Origin of the sequence: Mycobacterium hippophais (assembly GCF_027529605.1) — a bacterium.
GTDB classification, from domain to species: Bacteria; Actinomycetota; Actinomycetes; order Mycobacteriales; family Mycobacteriaceae; genus Mycobacterium; species Mycobacterium arseniciresistens.
Map to the genome: position 1 here is coordinate 918,864 of NZ_JAPZPY010000001.1, position 15,001 is coordinate 933,864.

Here is a 15,001-nt window from a genome sequence, read left to right on the forward strand (position 1 = left end):
GAATTCCCCTCGTTTCGTCGACCGGCGCAGTTGTGGGTCGGCCGGGCGATTCTATAACGTGTTCTACATGACCGGACAGGAGTACGACGTCGTCGTGGTGGGGAGCGGCGCAGCCGGTATGGTCGCTGCCCTCACCGCCGCTCACCAGGGCCTTTCCACAGTAGTCGTTGAGAAGGCCGCGCACTACGGTGGTTCCACTGCGCGGTCAGGTGGCGGCGTCTGGATCCCGAACAACGAGATCCTCAAGCGTGACGGCGTCAAGGACAGCCCCGACGCGGCCCGTCAGTACCTGCACGCCATCATCGGCGACGTGGTGCCGGCCGAGCGCATCGACACCTATCTGGACCGGGCGCCGGAGATGTTGTCGTTCGTGCTGAAGCACTCGCCGTTGAAGCTGTGCTGGGTGCCGGGGTACTCGGACTACTACCCGGAGGCACCGGGCGGCAAGCCGACCGGTCGCTCCGTCGAGCCGAAGCCGTTCGACGCCAAGAAGCTCGGCGCCGACCTCGACGGCCTCGAGCCGCCGTACGGCAAGGTGCCGATGAACATGGTGGTCATGCAGCAGGACTATGTCCGGCTCAACCAGCTCAAGCGCCACCCACGCGGCGTGCTGCGCAGCCTGAAGGTCGGCATGCGCGCGACGTGGGCGAAGGCGACCGGCAAGAACCTGGTGGGCATGGGCCGTGCATTGATCGCCCCCCTGCGCATCGGGCTCCAGCAGGCCGGGGTCCCGGTGCGGCTCAACACCGCGCTGACCGACCTCTACGTCGAGGACGGCGTGGTGCGCGGCGTCTACGTGCGCGATGTCGGCGCCCCGGAATCCGCCGAGCCCGAACTCATCCGGGTGCGCCGCGGGGTGATCCTGGGCAGCGGCGGGTTCGAGCACAACGAGCAGATGCGGGTGAAGTACCAGCGCGCACCGATCAGCACCGAGTGGACCGTCGGCGCCAAGGCGAACACCGGCGACGGCATCGTGGCGGCCGAGAAGCTGGGCGCCGCACTGGACGTCATGGAGGACGCCTGGTGGGGACCGACGGTGCCGCTGGTCGGCGCGCCGTGGTTCGCGCTCTCGGAACGCAACTCGCCCGGCTCGATCATCGTGAACATGTCCGGCAAGCGGTTCATGAACGAGTCCATGCCGTATGTCGAGGCGTGCCACCACATGTACGGCGGCGTCTACGGCCAGGGATCCGGACCCGGTGAGAACATCCCGGCCTGGCTGGTGTTCGACCAGCAGTACCGCGACCGCTACATCTTCGCGGGACTGCAGCCCGGACAGCGCATTCCGCGCAAGTGGCTGGAGTCCGGCGTGATCGTCAAGGCGGACACGCTGGCCGAACTGGCCGGCAAGACCGGTGTGCCGGCCGACGCGCTGGAGGCCACGATCGCACGGTTCAACGGCTTCGCCCGCTCCGGCGTCGACGAGGACTTCCACCGCGGCGAGAGCGCCTACGACCGCTACTACGGCGACCCGACCAACAAGCCGAACCCGAATCTCGGCGAGATCAGTCACGGGCCGTACTACGCGGCCAAGATGGTGCCCGGCGACCTGGGGACCAAGGGCGGCATCCGCACCGACGTGCACGGCCGGGCGCTTCGCGACGACGGCTCGGTGATCGAAGGGCTCTATGCCGCAGGCAATGTGAGCGCCCCGGTGATGGGACACACCTATCCCGGCCCCGGCGGGACGATCGGTCCTGCCATGGCGTTCGGCTACCTGGCCGCCCTGCATCTCGCCGGAGCCGCGCAGACATCCGGCGGGGCGGCGAACTGATGCCGATCAACCTGGACGAGGCGCTCGGAGCCGAGCTCGAACCCGACGAGTTCTCGTGGAGCAGCAGCGATGTGCAGCTCTACCACCTCGGCCTCGGGGCCGGCGCCGACCCGATGGACCCGCGCGAACTGCGCTACCTGACCGACGACACCCCGCAGGTGCTGCCGACGTTCGGCAATGTCGCGCAGAGCTTTCACATGACGAAGCCGCCGACGGTGCAGTTCCCGGGCATCGACATCGAGCTGTCGAAGGTGTTGCATGCCAGCGAGGCGATCTCGGCGCCTGGCCCGATTCCGGCGAGCGGCACCGGTGTGGCCGTCACCCGGTTCACCGACATCTGGGACAAGGGCAAGGCCGCGGTGATCTGGTCGGAGACCACCGTCACCGCACCCGACGGCTCCCTGCTGTGGACGCAGAAGCGGTCGATCTTCGCGCGCGGCGAGGGCGGCTTCGGCGGCGAGCGCGGCCCCTCGACCAGCACCGCACCGCCCGAGCGCGCACCCGACTTCGAACTGTCGATCCCGGTGCTGCCCCAGCAGGCGCTGCTGTACCGGCTATGCGGCGACCGCAACCCGCTGCACTCCGACCCCGGATTCGCCTCGGCCGCAGGCTTTCCCAAGCCGATCCTGCACGGCCTGTGCACCTACGGCATGACGTGCAAGGCGATCACCGACCACGTGCTCGACGGCGATGCCGCGGCCGTGGACACCTACGGCGCGCGCTTCGCCGGCGTGGTGTTCCCCGGTGAGACGCTCAAGGTGAATGTCTGGAAGGACGACGGACGCTACGTCGCGACCGTCGTCGCGCCCGGCCGGGACGACGCCGCGGTGCTGACCGGGGTGGAGTTCGTCTCGAAGTAGGACGTCACATCCGGCGTGCGAGGTCGTCCTCGCCGCCGGTCTGCCGCGGATGGTCCGGCGCGACGGGGACCGGCCCGGCACCCGGGCGGCCCTCCGCGGGTCCTGCGCCCGCAGGCGGAGCTGCCTGGTAGCGCTCGTCGCGATCACGGCTCTCGCGCTCCTCGCGCTCGCGGTCGGTCTCCTCGCGGCGGGCCTCTTCGGGCCGGGACTCTTCGGGCCGGGACTCGCCGGCGTCCTCGCGGCCCTGCTGCGGCGCGCCCGCACCGCCGGGTGTGCCCTGACCGCCGGGCGCCTGACCCGCTCCCGCACCCTGCGGCGCCCCCGCACCGGGGGTGCCCGCGCCCTGCGGCTGGGCCGGCTGACCGGCGGCCGGCGATCCACCGCCCTCGGGCTTCATGCCCTCGAACGCCTTCATCAGGGGCTGCATCAACTGCCCGAACTGGCCGGTGAGACCACTGGCCTGCTGCCCGCCCTGACCGGCCATCTGGCTCATCTGACCGAGCTGACCCAGCATGCCGGTGAGCTGCCCGACCGCCTGGCCGCCCTGGTCATCGGCGTTGGTGTAAGCGGACTCGGCCGCGACCAGCTTGCCGGAGAACATGTTCTCCTTGGCCTGCAGCGTGGCGACGTTGGCGGTCAACGAGGCGGCCATCGTGGGCAGAACCCCGGCAATGGTCATGCTCATCGCATCCTGGCCCGGCTGGATCATCGGGACCTCGGGCAATTCGACCGAGGCCGCGTTCCAGTTGATGCCTTCCGGCTTCTCCAATGGGCTGCCCACAGCTACTCCCTCACCACTCGTCGTCGTCGTCGACGTCGTCGTCGTCGTACTCCAGGGGCGCCGGAATGGCCAGCGACGCCGTCGTCCCGCCGCTCGTGCCTCGTTGACCGCCGCCCATCATCGGGCCCATGCCACCGCCCATGCCGCTGGCACCGGCGGCCACCGGAGCCAAGCCGCCCGCGGCGGTGGCCGCTGCGGCCTCGGCCGGCGCGACGCTCACGGGATTGGTCTTGACCAGCGACGACATCAGCGGTGTCTGCGGCGAAACCCCGCCCGAACCGGGTGTCGACGCGGCCTTCACCATGCCGGAGCCGCCACCGGGTCCACCACCACCTGCCAGCGGGTGCTTGGAGAACTGCGAGAACGGCGCGCCCGCCGGACCGATGGAATCCGCTTTGCCGCCCTTGCCGAACATCGACGTCAGCTGCTGCAGCGGCTGCGACAGCGTCTGCATCATCTGCTGCGGAACCTGCGTGACCATCTGACCGATCTGCTGTGGCAGCTGTGCGGCCATCGAACCCATCTGGGTGGCCATCTGCATCATCTGCTGCATGCCCTGGCCGCCGCCCTCGCCGGCAGCCTTCGCGGCGTCCTCGGCTTCGTCCTTGCCCTGTGTCCCGGGTGCGGCGCCGACCATCGGGATGCTGGGCGGCACGGCCAGCGTGTTGGCCAGCTCGGTGGTGTTGGCGGTGACGAACGCGATGTTCTGCGACAGCCCCATCTTGATGCGGCTCTGCACCAGTTCCTGGGCGTTGCTGAACGGCATCATCGACAGCGCCTCGCACTCTCGCTGCACCTCGACGGCTATGGCGTTGGCCAGCAGCTTGGTCTTGACGACGGTGGCCTCCATGGCGCGCAGCTTCGCGGCGATCGCCGCCGCCTGGGCGCCGTTGGCCTCATGGCCGCCGATGATCGTGGTCGCCTCGCCCTGGGCGGCCAGCGAACCACCGCCCATCCACTTCTCCGCGAGGCCCATCAGCTGAGTCTGCTGTTGCGGCACCACCGTGCCGGTGATCTTGGCCGCCAGTGCCTCGAACTTCGCCGCGGCCGCGGCCAGCTGTTCCTCGTCGACGTTCGGCCAGCCCGGCCCCGTCACCGTCTGTGAGCCGAACGGACTGCTCTCCGGCTGGATCGCCACTGAAACGGCCCCCTTACGCGTTCATCCGCCGTGTCATCCGACACTACCGTGTGCGTGGGTGTTTGCTGTGCAGCAATTTCTGGCTGCCGGGGCAGCGGGTCAGCCGAGGATCAGTCCCGACGTCGGCACCCCGGTGCCTGCGGTGACGAGGACGTGCTCGACATCGGGCACCGGATTCACCGACGTGCCGCGCAGTTGACGCACGCCCTCTGCGATGCCGTTCATCCCGTGGATGTACGCCTCGCCGAGTTGGCCGCCGTGGGTGTTGATGGGCAGCCTGCCGCCGACCTCGATGGCGCCGTCGGCGATGTAGTCCTTGGCCTCACCCCGGCCGCAGAAGCCGAGCTCCTCGAGCTGGATCAGCGTGAACGGCGTGAAGTGGTCGTAGAGGATCGCGGTCTGGATGTCCGCCGGCGTCAGGCCGGACTGCTCCCAGAGCTGCCGGCCGACCAGCCCCATCTCGGGCAGCCCGAGCTCCTGCCGGTAGTAGCTCGTCATCGAGTACTGGTCGGGGCTCGAGCCCTGCGACGCGGCCTCGATGACCGCGGGCCGGTGCTTGAGGTCCTTGGCCCGCTCCGCCGACGTGATCACCAGCGCGACACCGCCGTCGGTCTCCTGGCAGCAGTCCAGCAGCCGCAGCGGCTCGGCGATCCACCGCGAACTCTGGTGGTCGTCGATCGTGATCGGCTTCTCGTAGAAGTACGCCTTCGGGTTCTTCGCCGCATGCTTGCGGTCCGCGACGGACACGGCGCCGAAGTCCCTGCTGGTGGCGCCCGACAGCTGCATGTAGCGCCTGGCGATCATCGCCACCTGCGCTGCGGGTGTCGACAGGCCGTGCGGATAGGAGAACGAGTTGTCCACGCCGGTCGCGTCGGCGTTCTCGACCAGCCGCATCTGCACCTGGCCGAACCTCATGCCGGACCGCTCGTTGAACGCGCGGTAGGCCACCACGCAGTCGGCGACCCCGGTGGCCACCGCGATCGCGGCCTGCTGGACGGTCGCGCACGCGGCGCCGCCGCCGTGGTGGATCTTCGAGAAGAACTTCAGCTCACCGATCCCGGTCGCACGGGCGATCGCGACCTCGGTGTTGGAATCCATGGTGAACGTGGTCATACCGTCGACGTCGGCCGGAGTCAGGCCGGCGTCGTCCAGCGCGTCGAGCACCGCCTCCGAGGCGAGCCGCAGCTCGCTGCGGCCGGAGTTCTTGGAGAAGTCGGTCGCGCCGATCCCGACGATCGCCGCCTTGCCCGACAGGGGTCCGCTCATGCGTTCCCTCCGATGGTCAGCGTGGCGTTGGCGATGACGTGGTCGCCGAGACTGTTGCTGCCCACGATCTTCAGGGTGATGAGGCCGTCCTCGACGGCGGTGACCTCGCCCCTGAAGGTGACGGTGTCATAGGCGTACCAGGGCACGCCGAGCCGCAAGCCGATGGACCTGATGAACGCGTTCGGGCCCGCCCAGTCGGTGATGTAGCGCTGCACCAGGCCGGTGTCGGTGAGGATGTTGACGAAGATGTCCTTCGAACCCTTGGCCTGCGCCTTGTCCCGGTCGTGATGGACGTCCTGGTAGTCACGCGTCGCGATCGCCGTCGACACGATGAACGTGGGGTCGCCGTAGAGCGCGAGTTCCGGCAGCTTCGTCCCGACCTCGAGTCCGGACACCACCTCCGCGGCGCTCATGCGGCCGGCTCCCAGGCGTAGAGCGTCCACGCCGGGCCCGAGTCACCGGCAGGGAAGTCGATATATGTTGCGCGAACCGGCATTCCGATCTCCACGGTGGCGGGGTCGACGTTGCGGAGTTCGCCGAGCATGCGGACGCCCTCCTCCAGTTCGACCAGGGCGATGACGAACGGCAGCGTGCGGCCCGGGACCTTCGGGGCGTGGTGCACCACAAAGCTGAACACCGTGCCGGCACCGGACGCGACGACGTAGTCGGTCTGCTGCTCCTTGTCCAGCCACAGCGCGGGCACCGGCGGGTGCACCAGGGTGCCGTCGCCGCGCTTCTGGATGCGCAGCTCGTGCGCGCTGACGCCGTCCCAGAAGAACTTCGTGTCCTTCGACGACGAGGGCCGCATCATCTGATCGGCGTCCAGATCGTCGGGCACCGGCGCCGTGGCGGCCGCTCCGTCCTGATCTGCGGGCCTGAACTTCATGATGCGCCAGTTCATCTCGGCGACAGGGTTGTCGTGGTCGTCGCCGGCAGTCCAAGTGATCTTCTGGTTGATGAAGTAGCCCTCGCCGAGCGCCGTGCGCTTCGGCCCGATCACGTCGGTCAGTTCGGCGCTGATGCTGACGTCCTCGCCGGGCCGCAGGTAGCGGTGGTAGGTCTGCTCACAGTTGGTGGCGACGACGCCGACGTAGCCCGCCTCGTCGAACAGGTTCATCATCTTGCTCAGCGGATCGTCGTCGGAGCGGCGACCGTTCAGGCCCGCCATCGTCCAGACCTGGATCATGGCCGGCGGAGCCACGATTCCCGGATGGCCGGCTGCCTGCGCGGCCGCCTCGTCGACGTAGATCGGGTTCGTGTCGCCGATCGCGTCCACCCAGTGCCGGATCATCGGCTGGTTCACCGGATCGGGTCCGACGCGCGGCTCGCTGCGGCCCGCCGCCTTGATCTCGTCAATGGCAGCGGAGAAATCGCTCATCGTGGCACCCTCGGCACCTGCAGGCCCGCCGCCGCGATCATCTCGCGCATCACCTCGTTCACTCCACCGCCGAACGTGATGACCAGGTTGCGCTTGGTCTGGCTGTCCAGCCAGTCGAGCAGTTCACCGGTCGCGGACTCCGCCGGGTTGCCGTACTTGCCGACGATCTCCTCGGCGATCCGGCCCACCTTCTGGATGCGCTCAGTGCCGAACACCTTGGTGGCCGCGGCGTCGGCGACCAAGATGGTCTCGCCGCCTGCCGCGACCTGCCAGTTGAGCAGTTCGTTGATCCGCCAGATGGCCTTGATCTCGCCGAGCAGACGCTTGACGTCGTCATGGTCGATCGGGGTGACGCCGTCGCCACCCGGCTTGGACGCCCACGCGTGTACCCGGTCGTAGATCGCGGCGACCTTGCCCGCCGGACCCAGCATGACGCGCTCGTGGTTGAGCTGGGTGGTGATCAGCTTCCACCCGGCGTTCTCCTCGCCCACCAGCATGTCGGCCGGCACCCGGACATCTTCGTAGTAACTGGCATTCGTGTGGTGGGCGCCGTCGGACAGGATGATCGGGGTCCACGAGTAGCCCGGATCCTTGGTGTCCACGATCAGGATCGAGATGCCCTTGTGCTTCGCGGCCTCGGGATCGGTGCGCACCGCCAGCCAGATGTAGTCGGCGTCATGTGCGCCGGTGGTCCAGATCTTCTGGCCGTTGACGATGTACTCGTCGCCGTGCCGCACCGCCGACGTACGCAGCGACGCAAGGTCGGTGCCCGCCTCCGGTTCTGAGTAGCCGATCGCGAAGTGCACCTCGCCGGCGAGGATCCCCGGAAGGAACTTCTTCTTCTGCGCCTCGGTGCCGTACACCTGCAGCGTCGGACCGACGGTCTGCAGGGTCACCGCCGGCAGCGGCACGTCGGCCCGGGCCGCCTCGTTGACGAAGATCGACTGCTCGACCGGTCCGAGTCCCAGGCCGCCGAACTCCTTGGGCCAGCCCATGCCCAGCTTGCCGTCGGCGCCCATGCGCTTGATGACGGCGCGGTATGCCTCGTTGTGCCGGTCAGACTCCATCGCCTCGGCCTCTTCGGGCGTGATGAGCGTCGAGAAGTACTGGCGCAGTTCGGCTTGCAGCTGGCGCTGCTCGGGGGTCAGTTCGATGTACATTGCGCTCCCACCAGTTCGAGACGATGCGAGGGACCGCCCAGCAGCCGGGTCAGGTCCTTGATCGTGGAGTAGTAGCGGTCCATCGGGTAGGTGATGTCCATACCCATGCCGCCGTGCAGGTGATGACACGTCTGCATCACCGGCGGCGCCTGTGAGGTCAGCCAGTACCCCAGCACGTCGAGGTCTTCGTCGGCGTCCCTGCCCTCGGCGAGCCGCCACACCACCGACGTAGACGCCAAGGCCAGTGTGCGGGAGGCGATGTAGACCTCGGCGAGCTGGGCGGCGACCGTCTGGAACGTCGACAGCGGCCGGCCGAACTGGTGCCGGTTGGCCACGTAGTCGGCGGTCAGCCGCAGCGCGCCGGCGACGAGACCCGCCGCGAACGCACCCGTCGCCGCCAGCACGAGCTGGTTGACGCGGTGCACCGAGTCCGGTGTCGCGCCGAGCACGTCGGCCTCGGGCACCGCCACGGCGTCGAATGTCACCACGTACTCGTCGGAGTGGTTGGCGGCAGGTGTCCTGGTCAGCGTCACCCCGTCGGCCTTCGGCGACACCACGACGACACCGCTGTCGGTGGTGACGGTCAGCCAATCCGACTGTTCGGCATAGGGAACGCCGATCTTGGTGCCCGTCAGCTTGCCGCCGGACAGGCGGGTCGACGGACGCTCGGGCAGCGAACTGCCCGGCTCGTTCAGCGCCGCCGTGAGCACGCCGCCCTTGGCGACGCCGGCCAGGAACCGGTCCTGCTGCTCGTCGGACGCCAGATCGAGCAGCGGCAACAGCCCGAGTCCCAGCGTCGCGAGCGCCGGGCTGACGGTGCCGTGCCTGCCGATCTCGGTGAGCGCGGTGGTGATCTCGGGCAGACCGAGCCCGTCACCACCGAGACGTTCGGGCACCCCGAAGGCGACGACGCCGCCGTCGACCAGCGCCTGCCAACTGTTGTCCCGGCCGAGCGCCGATGTCACCACGTCGGCGACAGCCTGCTGCCCCTCGTCTGGGCTGAAATCCACCCGAATCCTCCTTGATTCAGCGCACGGAGCTAGCGCGTGGCCCCGGTGTAATCGACCTGCCAGTGCTTGATGCCGTTGAGCCACCCCGAACGTAGCCGTTCCGGCTCACCGATGGGCTTGAGATCCGGCATGTGGTCGGCGACCGCATTGAAGATCAGGTTGATGGTCATCCGCGCCAGGTTGGCGCCGATGCAGAAGTGGGCACCGGTGCCGCCGAAGCCCACGTGCGGGTTCGGGTCGCGCAGGATGTTGAAGGCGTGCGGGTCCTCGAAGACCTCGTCGTCGAAGTTGGCCGAGCGGTAGGACATCACCACCCGCTGCCCCTTCTTGATGGTGACGCCACCCAGCTCGACGTCCTCGTTGGCGGTGCGCTGGAACGCTGAAACCGGTGTGGCCCAGCGGATGATCTCGTCCGCCGTGGTGGACGGGCGCTCCTTCTTGTACAGCTCCCACTGGTCGGGGTTCTGCGACAGCGCGATCATGCCGTGGGTGATTGAGTTGCGGGTGGTCTCGTTGCCCGCCACCGCCAGCATGATCACGAAGAAGCCGAACTCGTCGTCGGAGAGCTTCTCGCCGTCGATGTCGGCCTGGATCAGCGTCGTGACGATGTCGTCGGTCGGGTTCTTGCCCCGCTCGTCGGCCATGGCCATGGCGTACATGATGAGTTCCATCGAGGACTGCGCGGGATCGACGTCGGCGAACTCCGGGTCCTCGCCGCCGGTCATCTCGTTCGACCAGCGGAACAGCTTGTCGCGGTCGTCCTGCGGCACGCCGAGCAGGCCGGCGATGGCCTGCAGCGGCAACTCGCAGCTGACCTGCTCGACGAAGTCGCCCGAGCCCGCGGCCGCGGCGGTCTTGGCGATGCTCTGCGCACGCTGCGCGAGTTCGTCTTCCAGCCGTCCGATGGCTCGGGGCGTGAACCCGCGCGAGATGATCTTGCGCAACCGGGTGTGGTGCGGCGCGTCCATGTTGAGCATGACGCTGCGCTGCAATTCAATCTGCTCGAACTGCATCTCCTTCGGCCAAGTCGGGATGGCGCCGTTCTGCCAGCTGGAGAAGACGTCGCTGCGGCGTGACACCTCCTTGACGTCGGCGTGCTTGGTCACGAGCCAGTAGCCCTTGTCGCCGAAGCCGCCCGTGCCACCGGGCACCTCCACCCAGTGGATCGGCTCGGACTTCCGCAGTTCGGCCAGCTGCTCGACGGGCAACGCCTCGAGGTTCACGTCGGGATCGAGGAAGTCGAATTCGGCCGGGATGTTCGGGGGTGCCATAGGTGTGCGCTCCTAATTGCAACGTGTTCTAGTGCCAGTAAAACACGGCTACACCGCAGATCAAAGGCACCAGTCGATCCCCGCTTGTCAGACTAATGAAACGTGTTCTAGCCTGGCGGAATGGGTAACCCTGTCATCGTCGAAGCCACCCGCAGCCCCATCGGCAAGCGCAACGGATGGCTCTCCGGCCTGCACGCCACCGAGCTGCTCGGCGCGGTGCAGAAGGCCCTCGTGGAGAAGGCCGGCATCGATCCCGCCGAGGTGGAACAGGCTATCGGCGGCTGTGTCACGCAGTACGGCGAACAGTCCAACAACATCACCCGGGTGGCCTGGCTGACCGCGGGGCTGCCCGAGCAGGTGGGCGCCACCACGATCGACTGCCAGTGTGGCAGCGGCCAGCAGGCCAACGGTCTGATCGCGGGCCTGATCGCCGCGGGCGCCATCGACGTGGGCATCGCCTGCGGCATCGAGGCCATGAGCCGTGTCGGCCTCGGCGCCAACGCCGGACCCGACCGGTCCAGGATCCGCGCCGAGTCGTGGGACATCGACATGCCCAACCAGTTCGAGGCCGCCGAGCGCATCGCCAAGCGGCGCGGCATCACCCGCGAGGACATCGACGCGTTCGGGCTGGACTCGCAGCGCAAGGCCGCCCAGGCGTGGGCCGAGGGCAGGTTCGACCGCGAGATCAGCGGGATCGAGGCGCCCGTGCTCGACGAGAACAAGCAGCCCACCGCCGAGCGCCACGTGGTGACCCGCGACCAGGGCCTGCGCGACACCACCGCCGAAGGCCTCGCCGCACTGAAACCCGTGATGGAAGGCGGCATTCACACCGCAGGAACCTCGTCGCAGATCTCCGACGGCGCCGCGGCCGTGCTGTGGATGGACGAGGCCGTGGCGCGTGCGCAGGGCTTTGTTCCCAGGGCGCGGATCGTCAGCCAGGCGCTCGTCGGCGCCGAGCCCTACTACCACCTCGACGGCCCCGTGCAGTCGACGGCGAAGGTGCTCGAGAAGGCCGGCATGAAGATCGGTGACATCGACATCACCGAGATCAACGAGGCGTTCGCGTCGGTGGTGCTGTCGTGGGCGCGGGTGCACGAGCCCGACATGGATCGCGTCAACGTCAACGGCGGAGCGATCGCGCTCGGTCACCCGGTCGGCAGCACCGGCAGCCGGCTGATCACCACGGCGCTGCACGAGCTCGAGCGCACCGACAAGACGACGGCGCTGATCACGATGTGCGCCGGCGGGGCACTGTCCACCGGCACGATCATCGAGCGGATCTAGTGCCCATCACCGACACCGACCGGATCGCGGCCGCGCAGTCCTACATCGACGCGCTGGTCAGCCACCGGGCCGACACCGTCCCGTTCGCCCCCGACTGCACCCGAGTCGAGATCGGCATCAAGACCGGGTTCTCCGGGGATCATCTGCGCCGCAGCCTGAATCGCGGACCGCAGTACAAGGTGATCAAGGCGACCACCACACCGGAGTTCACCGTCGACGGCGACCATGTGCGTGCCCGCTTCGACCTGGTGACGAAACCCCATGTCGGCGGAGTGCGGGTGGGCGCCCACATCGACGAGACGTTTCACATCCCCGCCGACGGCCTGATCCACCGCATCGACGCCCGAATCCGCCCGTTCATCGCCAGATAGGTTGACCGGTATGGCCGAACCCTCACGCCCGTTGAGCGGAAAACAGATCGAGAACCTGAACTCCGCCAAGGTCGGCACCGCGATCAAGTGGATGTCGAAAGCTCAGACCTGGCTGTTCAAGAAGTCCAACGGCAAGCTCGGCAGCAAGTTCCTGCGCGGCGCCGAGGTCGGCATCCTGACCACCACCGGCCGCAAGTCCGGCGAGCCGCGGGACAGCCCGCTGCTGTTCCTGCAGGAGGGCCGGCGCATCGTGCTCGTCGCCTCGCAGGGCGGCCGGGCCACCAACCCGATGTGGTACCTGAACCTGAAGGCCGACCCGAAGGTCAGGTTCCAGACCAAGGCCGGGGTGTTCGACCTGATCGCGCGTGACGCCACCGACGCCGAACGCGACGAGTACTGGCCGAAGCTGGACGCGATGTACGCCGACTTCGCCAACTACCGGTCCTACACCGACCGCAAGATCCCGATCGTCATCTGCGATCCGGCCTGATGCCGTTCGGGGCGTTTGCGAGCCGCCGTCACGGGCTATCTACCGGCCATGGCCGACGATTCGCACCCGATCCGCAATTCGGGCTTGGTCAAGTGGGCGATGAAGTCGTTTGCCCGCGGCCACATCTGGGTGTACCGCAACACGGGCGGACGCCTCGGCTCCCGGCTGCTGTGGTTCCCGGCCGCCCTGCTGACGACGACCGGGCGGAAGTCGGGCCTGCCGCGCACCACCCCGACGCTGTATCTGCGTGACGGCGACAAGGTGGTGCTGCCCGCGACCTTCGGCGGGCGCGCGACCGATCCGGTGTGGTACCTGAACCTGAAGGCGAATCCGAAGGTGCAGGTCCAGGTGGGGCCGCAGCAGCGGGAGATGACCGCGCGCGACGCCACTGAGGAGGAGCGCGAACGCTACTGGCGGTACCTCACGAAGATCTATCCGCCCTACAGCAACTATCGCGACGCGACCGACCGGGTCATCCCGCTGGTGGTCTGCGAACCCTGACCGGCGCTCAGGCGCCGAACACCGGTAGCGGCGTACGCGACTTCGCGAGCAGATCGGTGACGACCGGGCCCAGCTCCGCCGGATCCCACCGGGCGCCCTTGTCGATCTCGGCGCCCCGCGCCCAGCCCTCGGCGACGCGGATGATGCCGCCTTCGACCTCGAAGACCCTGCCGGTGACGTCCTTCGATTCGACGCTGCCCAACCAGACGACCAGCGGCGAGATGTTTTCCGGCGCCATGGCATCGAAGTCCTTGTCCTGCGTGGACATCATGTCGGCGAACACCGTCTCGGTCATGCGGGTGCGCGCGGACGGGGCGATGGCGTTGACGCTGACGCCGTAGCGACCCATCTCGGCGGCGGCCACCAGGGTCAGTGCGGCGATGCCGGCCTTCGAGGCGCTGTAGTTCGCCTGCCCCACACTGCCCTGCAGTCCCGCACCGGAGCTGGTGTTGATGATGCGGGCGTCTCGGGCGTCGCCGGCCTTGGACTGGGCGCGCCAGTAGGCCGCCGCGTGCCGCATGGTGGCGAAGTGGCCCTTGAGGTGGACGGCGGTGACGGCGTCGAACTCCTCCTCGCTGGTGTTGGCGAACATCCGGTCGCGGACGATGCCCGCGTTGTTCACCAGCACGTCGAGACCGCCGAAGGCGTCGACCGCGGTCTGGATCAGGCCCTCGGCCTGCGACCAGTCGGCGACGTTCGCGCCGCTGGTGACGGCTTCGCCACCGCCGGCGGTGATCTCGTCGACGACGCTCTGGGCAGCACTGCCGCCGCCCGCCGGTGAGCCGTCGAGGCCGACTCCAATGTCGTTGACCACCACGCGCGCGCCCTCGGCGGCGAACGCCAGCGCATGCGCCCGGCCGATCCCGCCGCCGGCACCCGTCACGATGACCACGCGGCCGTCGAGAAGTCCCATCCCTGTTGTCTCCCTTATCGCTTGATGTCGGCGGTGGTGGTCGCCAGATAGTGCGGCGGCTCACCGCCACCGTGAACTTCCAGTGAGGCGCCGCTGATGTAGGACGCGGCGTCGGACGCCAGGAACGCGGTGGCCCAGCCGACGTCGGCCGGGGTCGCCAGCCGGCCGAGCGGAACGTTGCGTGAGATCGCGGCGATGGAATCGGCGTCGCCGTAGAACAATTCGGACTGTTCGGTCTCGACCATGCCCACCACCACGGAGTTCACCCGCACCTTCGGCGCCCACTCGACGGCCAGGGTGGTGGTCATGCTCTCCATCCCGGCCTTCGCCGCGCCGTAGGCGGCGGTACCGGGAGTGGGCCTGCGGCCGCTGACACTGGCGATGTTGACGATCGACCCGCCGCGGTCCTGGGTCTGCATCACGGCGTTGGCGTGCGTCGAGAGCGACAGCGGGCCGAGCAGATTCAACCCGACGATCTTGGCGCTGAACTTCGCCGAGGCCTCGGCGGCACGCACGTACGGCGATCCGCCCGCGTTGTTGACCACGACGTCGATGCGGCCGTGGCGTTCGACGATCGCGTCGATCAGGGCCCTCACCGAGTCGTCGTCGCGGACGTCGCAGGAGTGGAACTCGTAGGGCAGGCCGTCCACCGGACGCCGGGCGCACGTCACGACCGTAGCGCCCTGACCTGCGAACACGGCGCTGATCCCGGCGCCGACTCCGCGTACCCCACCGGTCACCAGAACGACCCGGCCGGCGAGTTGCAGGTTGATTCCAGCGGCGACGGTCACTGTGCTAGCGTAC

16 protein-coding genes are annotated in these 15,001 nt (G+C 68.5%); 6 read left to right on the forward strand and 10 right to left on the reverse strand.

From position 1 onward, the window contains the following. Positions 1-67: 67 nt before the first annotated feature. Both kstD and O6P37_RS04615 read left to right on the forward strand, forming a co-directional pair. Positions 68-1,774 (forward strand): 3-oxosteroid 1-dehydrogenase, encoded by a 1,707-nt coding sequence (kstD, locus tag O6P37_RS04610; RefSeq protein ID WP_269892926.1) that lies wholly within the window; start codon positions 68-70, stop codon positions 1,772-1,774. Next, complete coding sequence (locus tag O6P37_RS04615) at positions 1,774-2,634, forward strand: MaoC family dehydratase (protein WP_269892927.1); 861 nt, start codon at positions 1,774-1,776, stop codon at positions 2,632-2,634. The genes kstD and O6P37_RS04615 overlap by 1 nt, the downstream gene beginning before the upstream one ends. 4 nt (positions 2,635-2,638) lie before the next feature. On the opposite strand, the gene O6P37_RS04620 is transcribed toward O6P37_RS04615, so the two are convergent. From O6P37_RS04620 to O6P37_RS04655, 8 genes are all read right to left on the reverse strand, one after another. Beyond that, positions 2,639-3,415 carry a hypothetical protein gene (locus tag O6P37_RS04620; protein WP_269892928.1) on the reverse strand — a complete coding sequence of 259 codons (777 nt, stop codon included), beginning with the start codon at positions 3,413-3,415 and terminating at the stop codon, positions 2,639-2,641. A 10-nt stretch (positions 3,416-3,425) separates the two neighbouring features. Continuing rightward, positions 3,426-4,553: a hypothetical protein gene (locus tag O6P37_RS04625; protein WP_269892929.1), complete on the reverse strand. Its 1,128-nt coding sequence runs from the start codon at positions 4,551-4,553 to the stop codon at positions 3,426-3,428. A gap of 99 nt (positions 4,554-4,652) precedes the next feature. After that, positions 4,653-5,819 carry a lipid-transfer protein gene (locus O6P37_RS04630; protein ID WP_269892930.1) on the reverse strand — a complete coding sequence of 389 codons (1,167 nt, stop codon included), beginning with the start codon at positions 5,817-5,819 and terminating at the stop codon, positions 4,653-4,655. Beyond that, complete coding sequence (locus O6P37_RS04635) at positions 5,816-6,232, reverse strand: MaoC family dehydratase (protein WP_269892931.1); 417 nt, start codon at positions 6,230-6,232, stop codon at positions 5,816-5,818. The genes O6P37_RS04630 and O6P37_RS04635 overlap by 4 nt, the downstream gene beginning before the upstream one ends. Further along, positions 6,229-7,197, reverse strand: coding sequence for a bifunctional MaoC family dehydratase N-terminal/OB-fold nucleic acid binding domain-containing protein (locus O6P37_RS04640; protein WP_269892932.1), 969 nt, complete (start codon positions 7,195-7,197; stop codon positions 6,229-6,231). Before O6P37_RS04640 ends, O6P37_RS04635 begins: the two co-directional genes overlap by 4 nt. Then, entirely contained in the window at positions 7,194-8,357 is a 1,164-nt protein-coding gene (fadE29, locus tag O6P37_RS04645; RefSeq protein ID WP_264016135.1) for an acyl-CoA dehydrogenase FadE29, read from the reverse strand. The genes O6P37_RS04640 and fadE29 overlap by 4 nt, the downstream gene beginning before the upstream one ends. After that, positions 8,342-9,367, reverse strand: a complete 1,026-nt coding sequence (locus O6P37_RS04650) for an acyl-CoA dehydrogenase family protein (protein WP_269892933.1) — start codon at positions 9,365-9,367, stop codon at positions 8,342-8,344. Before O6P37_RS04650 ends, fadE29 begins: the two co-directional genes overlap by 16 nt. Positions 9,368-9,396: 29 nt before the next feature. Then, positions 9,397-10,638 (reverse strand): cytochrome P450, encoded by a 1,242-nt coding sequence (locus O6P37_RS04655; RefSeq protein ID WP_269892934.1) that lies wholly within the window; start codon positions 10,636-10,638, stop codon positions 9,397-9,399. A 120-nt stretch (positions 10,639-10,758) separates the two neighbouring features. Between O6P37_RS04655 and O6P37_RS04660 the strand changes: the two genes are divergently transcribed. From O6P37_RS04660 to O6P37_RS04675, 4 genes are read left to right on the forward strand one after another with little or no spacing between them, the layout of a single operon-like run. Then, positions 10,759-11,922, forward strand: a complete 1,164-nt coding sequence (locus O6P37_RS04660) for a steroid 3-ketoacyl-CoA thiolase (protein WP_264016132.1) — start codon at positions 10,759-10,761, stop codon at positions 11,920-11,922. Continuing rightward, the gene (locus O6P37_RS04665; RefSeq protein WP_269892935.1) at positions 11,922-12,293 is read left to right on the forward strand and encodes a hypothetical protein; all 372 of its coding nucleotides are present in this window, start codon (positions 11,922-11,924) and stop codon (positions 12,291-12,293) included. The genes O6P37_RS04660 and O6P37_RS04665 overlap by 1 nt, the downstream gene beginning before the upstream one ends. 10 nt (positions 12,294-12,303) lie before the next feature. Beyond that, positions 12,304-12,783 carry a nitroreductase family deazaflavin-dependent oxidoreductase gene (locus O6P37_RS04670; protein ID WP_269892936.1) on the forward strand — a complete coding sequence of 160 codons (480 nt, stop codon included), beginning with the start codon at positions 12,304-12,306 and terminating at the stop codon, positions 12,781-12,783. Between the two features lie 48 nt (positions 12,784-12,831). Further along, on the forward strand, positions 12,832-13,284 hold the full coding sequence (locus O6P37_RS04675) for a nitroreductase family deazaflavin-dependent oxidoreductase (RefSeq protein ID WP_269892937.1): 453 nt from the start codon (positions 12,832-12,834) through the stop codon (positions 13,282-13,284). Between the two features lie 7 nt (positions 13,285-13,291). Here O6P37_RS04675 and O6P37_RS04680 read toward each other — a convergent pair whose 3' ends face one another. Further along, on the reverse strand, positions 13,292-14,197 hold the full coding sequence (locus tag O6P37_RS04680; RefSeq protein ID WP_269892938.1) for an SDR family oxidoreductase: 906 nt from the start codon (positions 14,195-14,197) through the stop codon (positions 13,292-13,294). 14 nt (positions 14,198-14,211) lie between these two features. After that, positions 14,212-14,988, reverse strand: a complete 777-nt coding sequence (locus O6P37_RS04685; protein ID WP_269892939.1) for an SDR family oxidoreductase — start codon at positions 14,986-14,988, stop codon at positions 14,212-14,214. Positions 14,989-15,001: the final 13 nt, after the last annotated feature.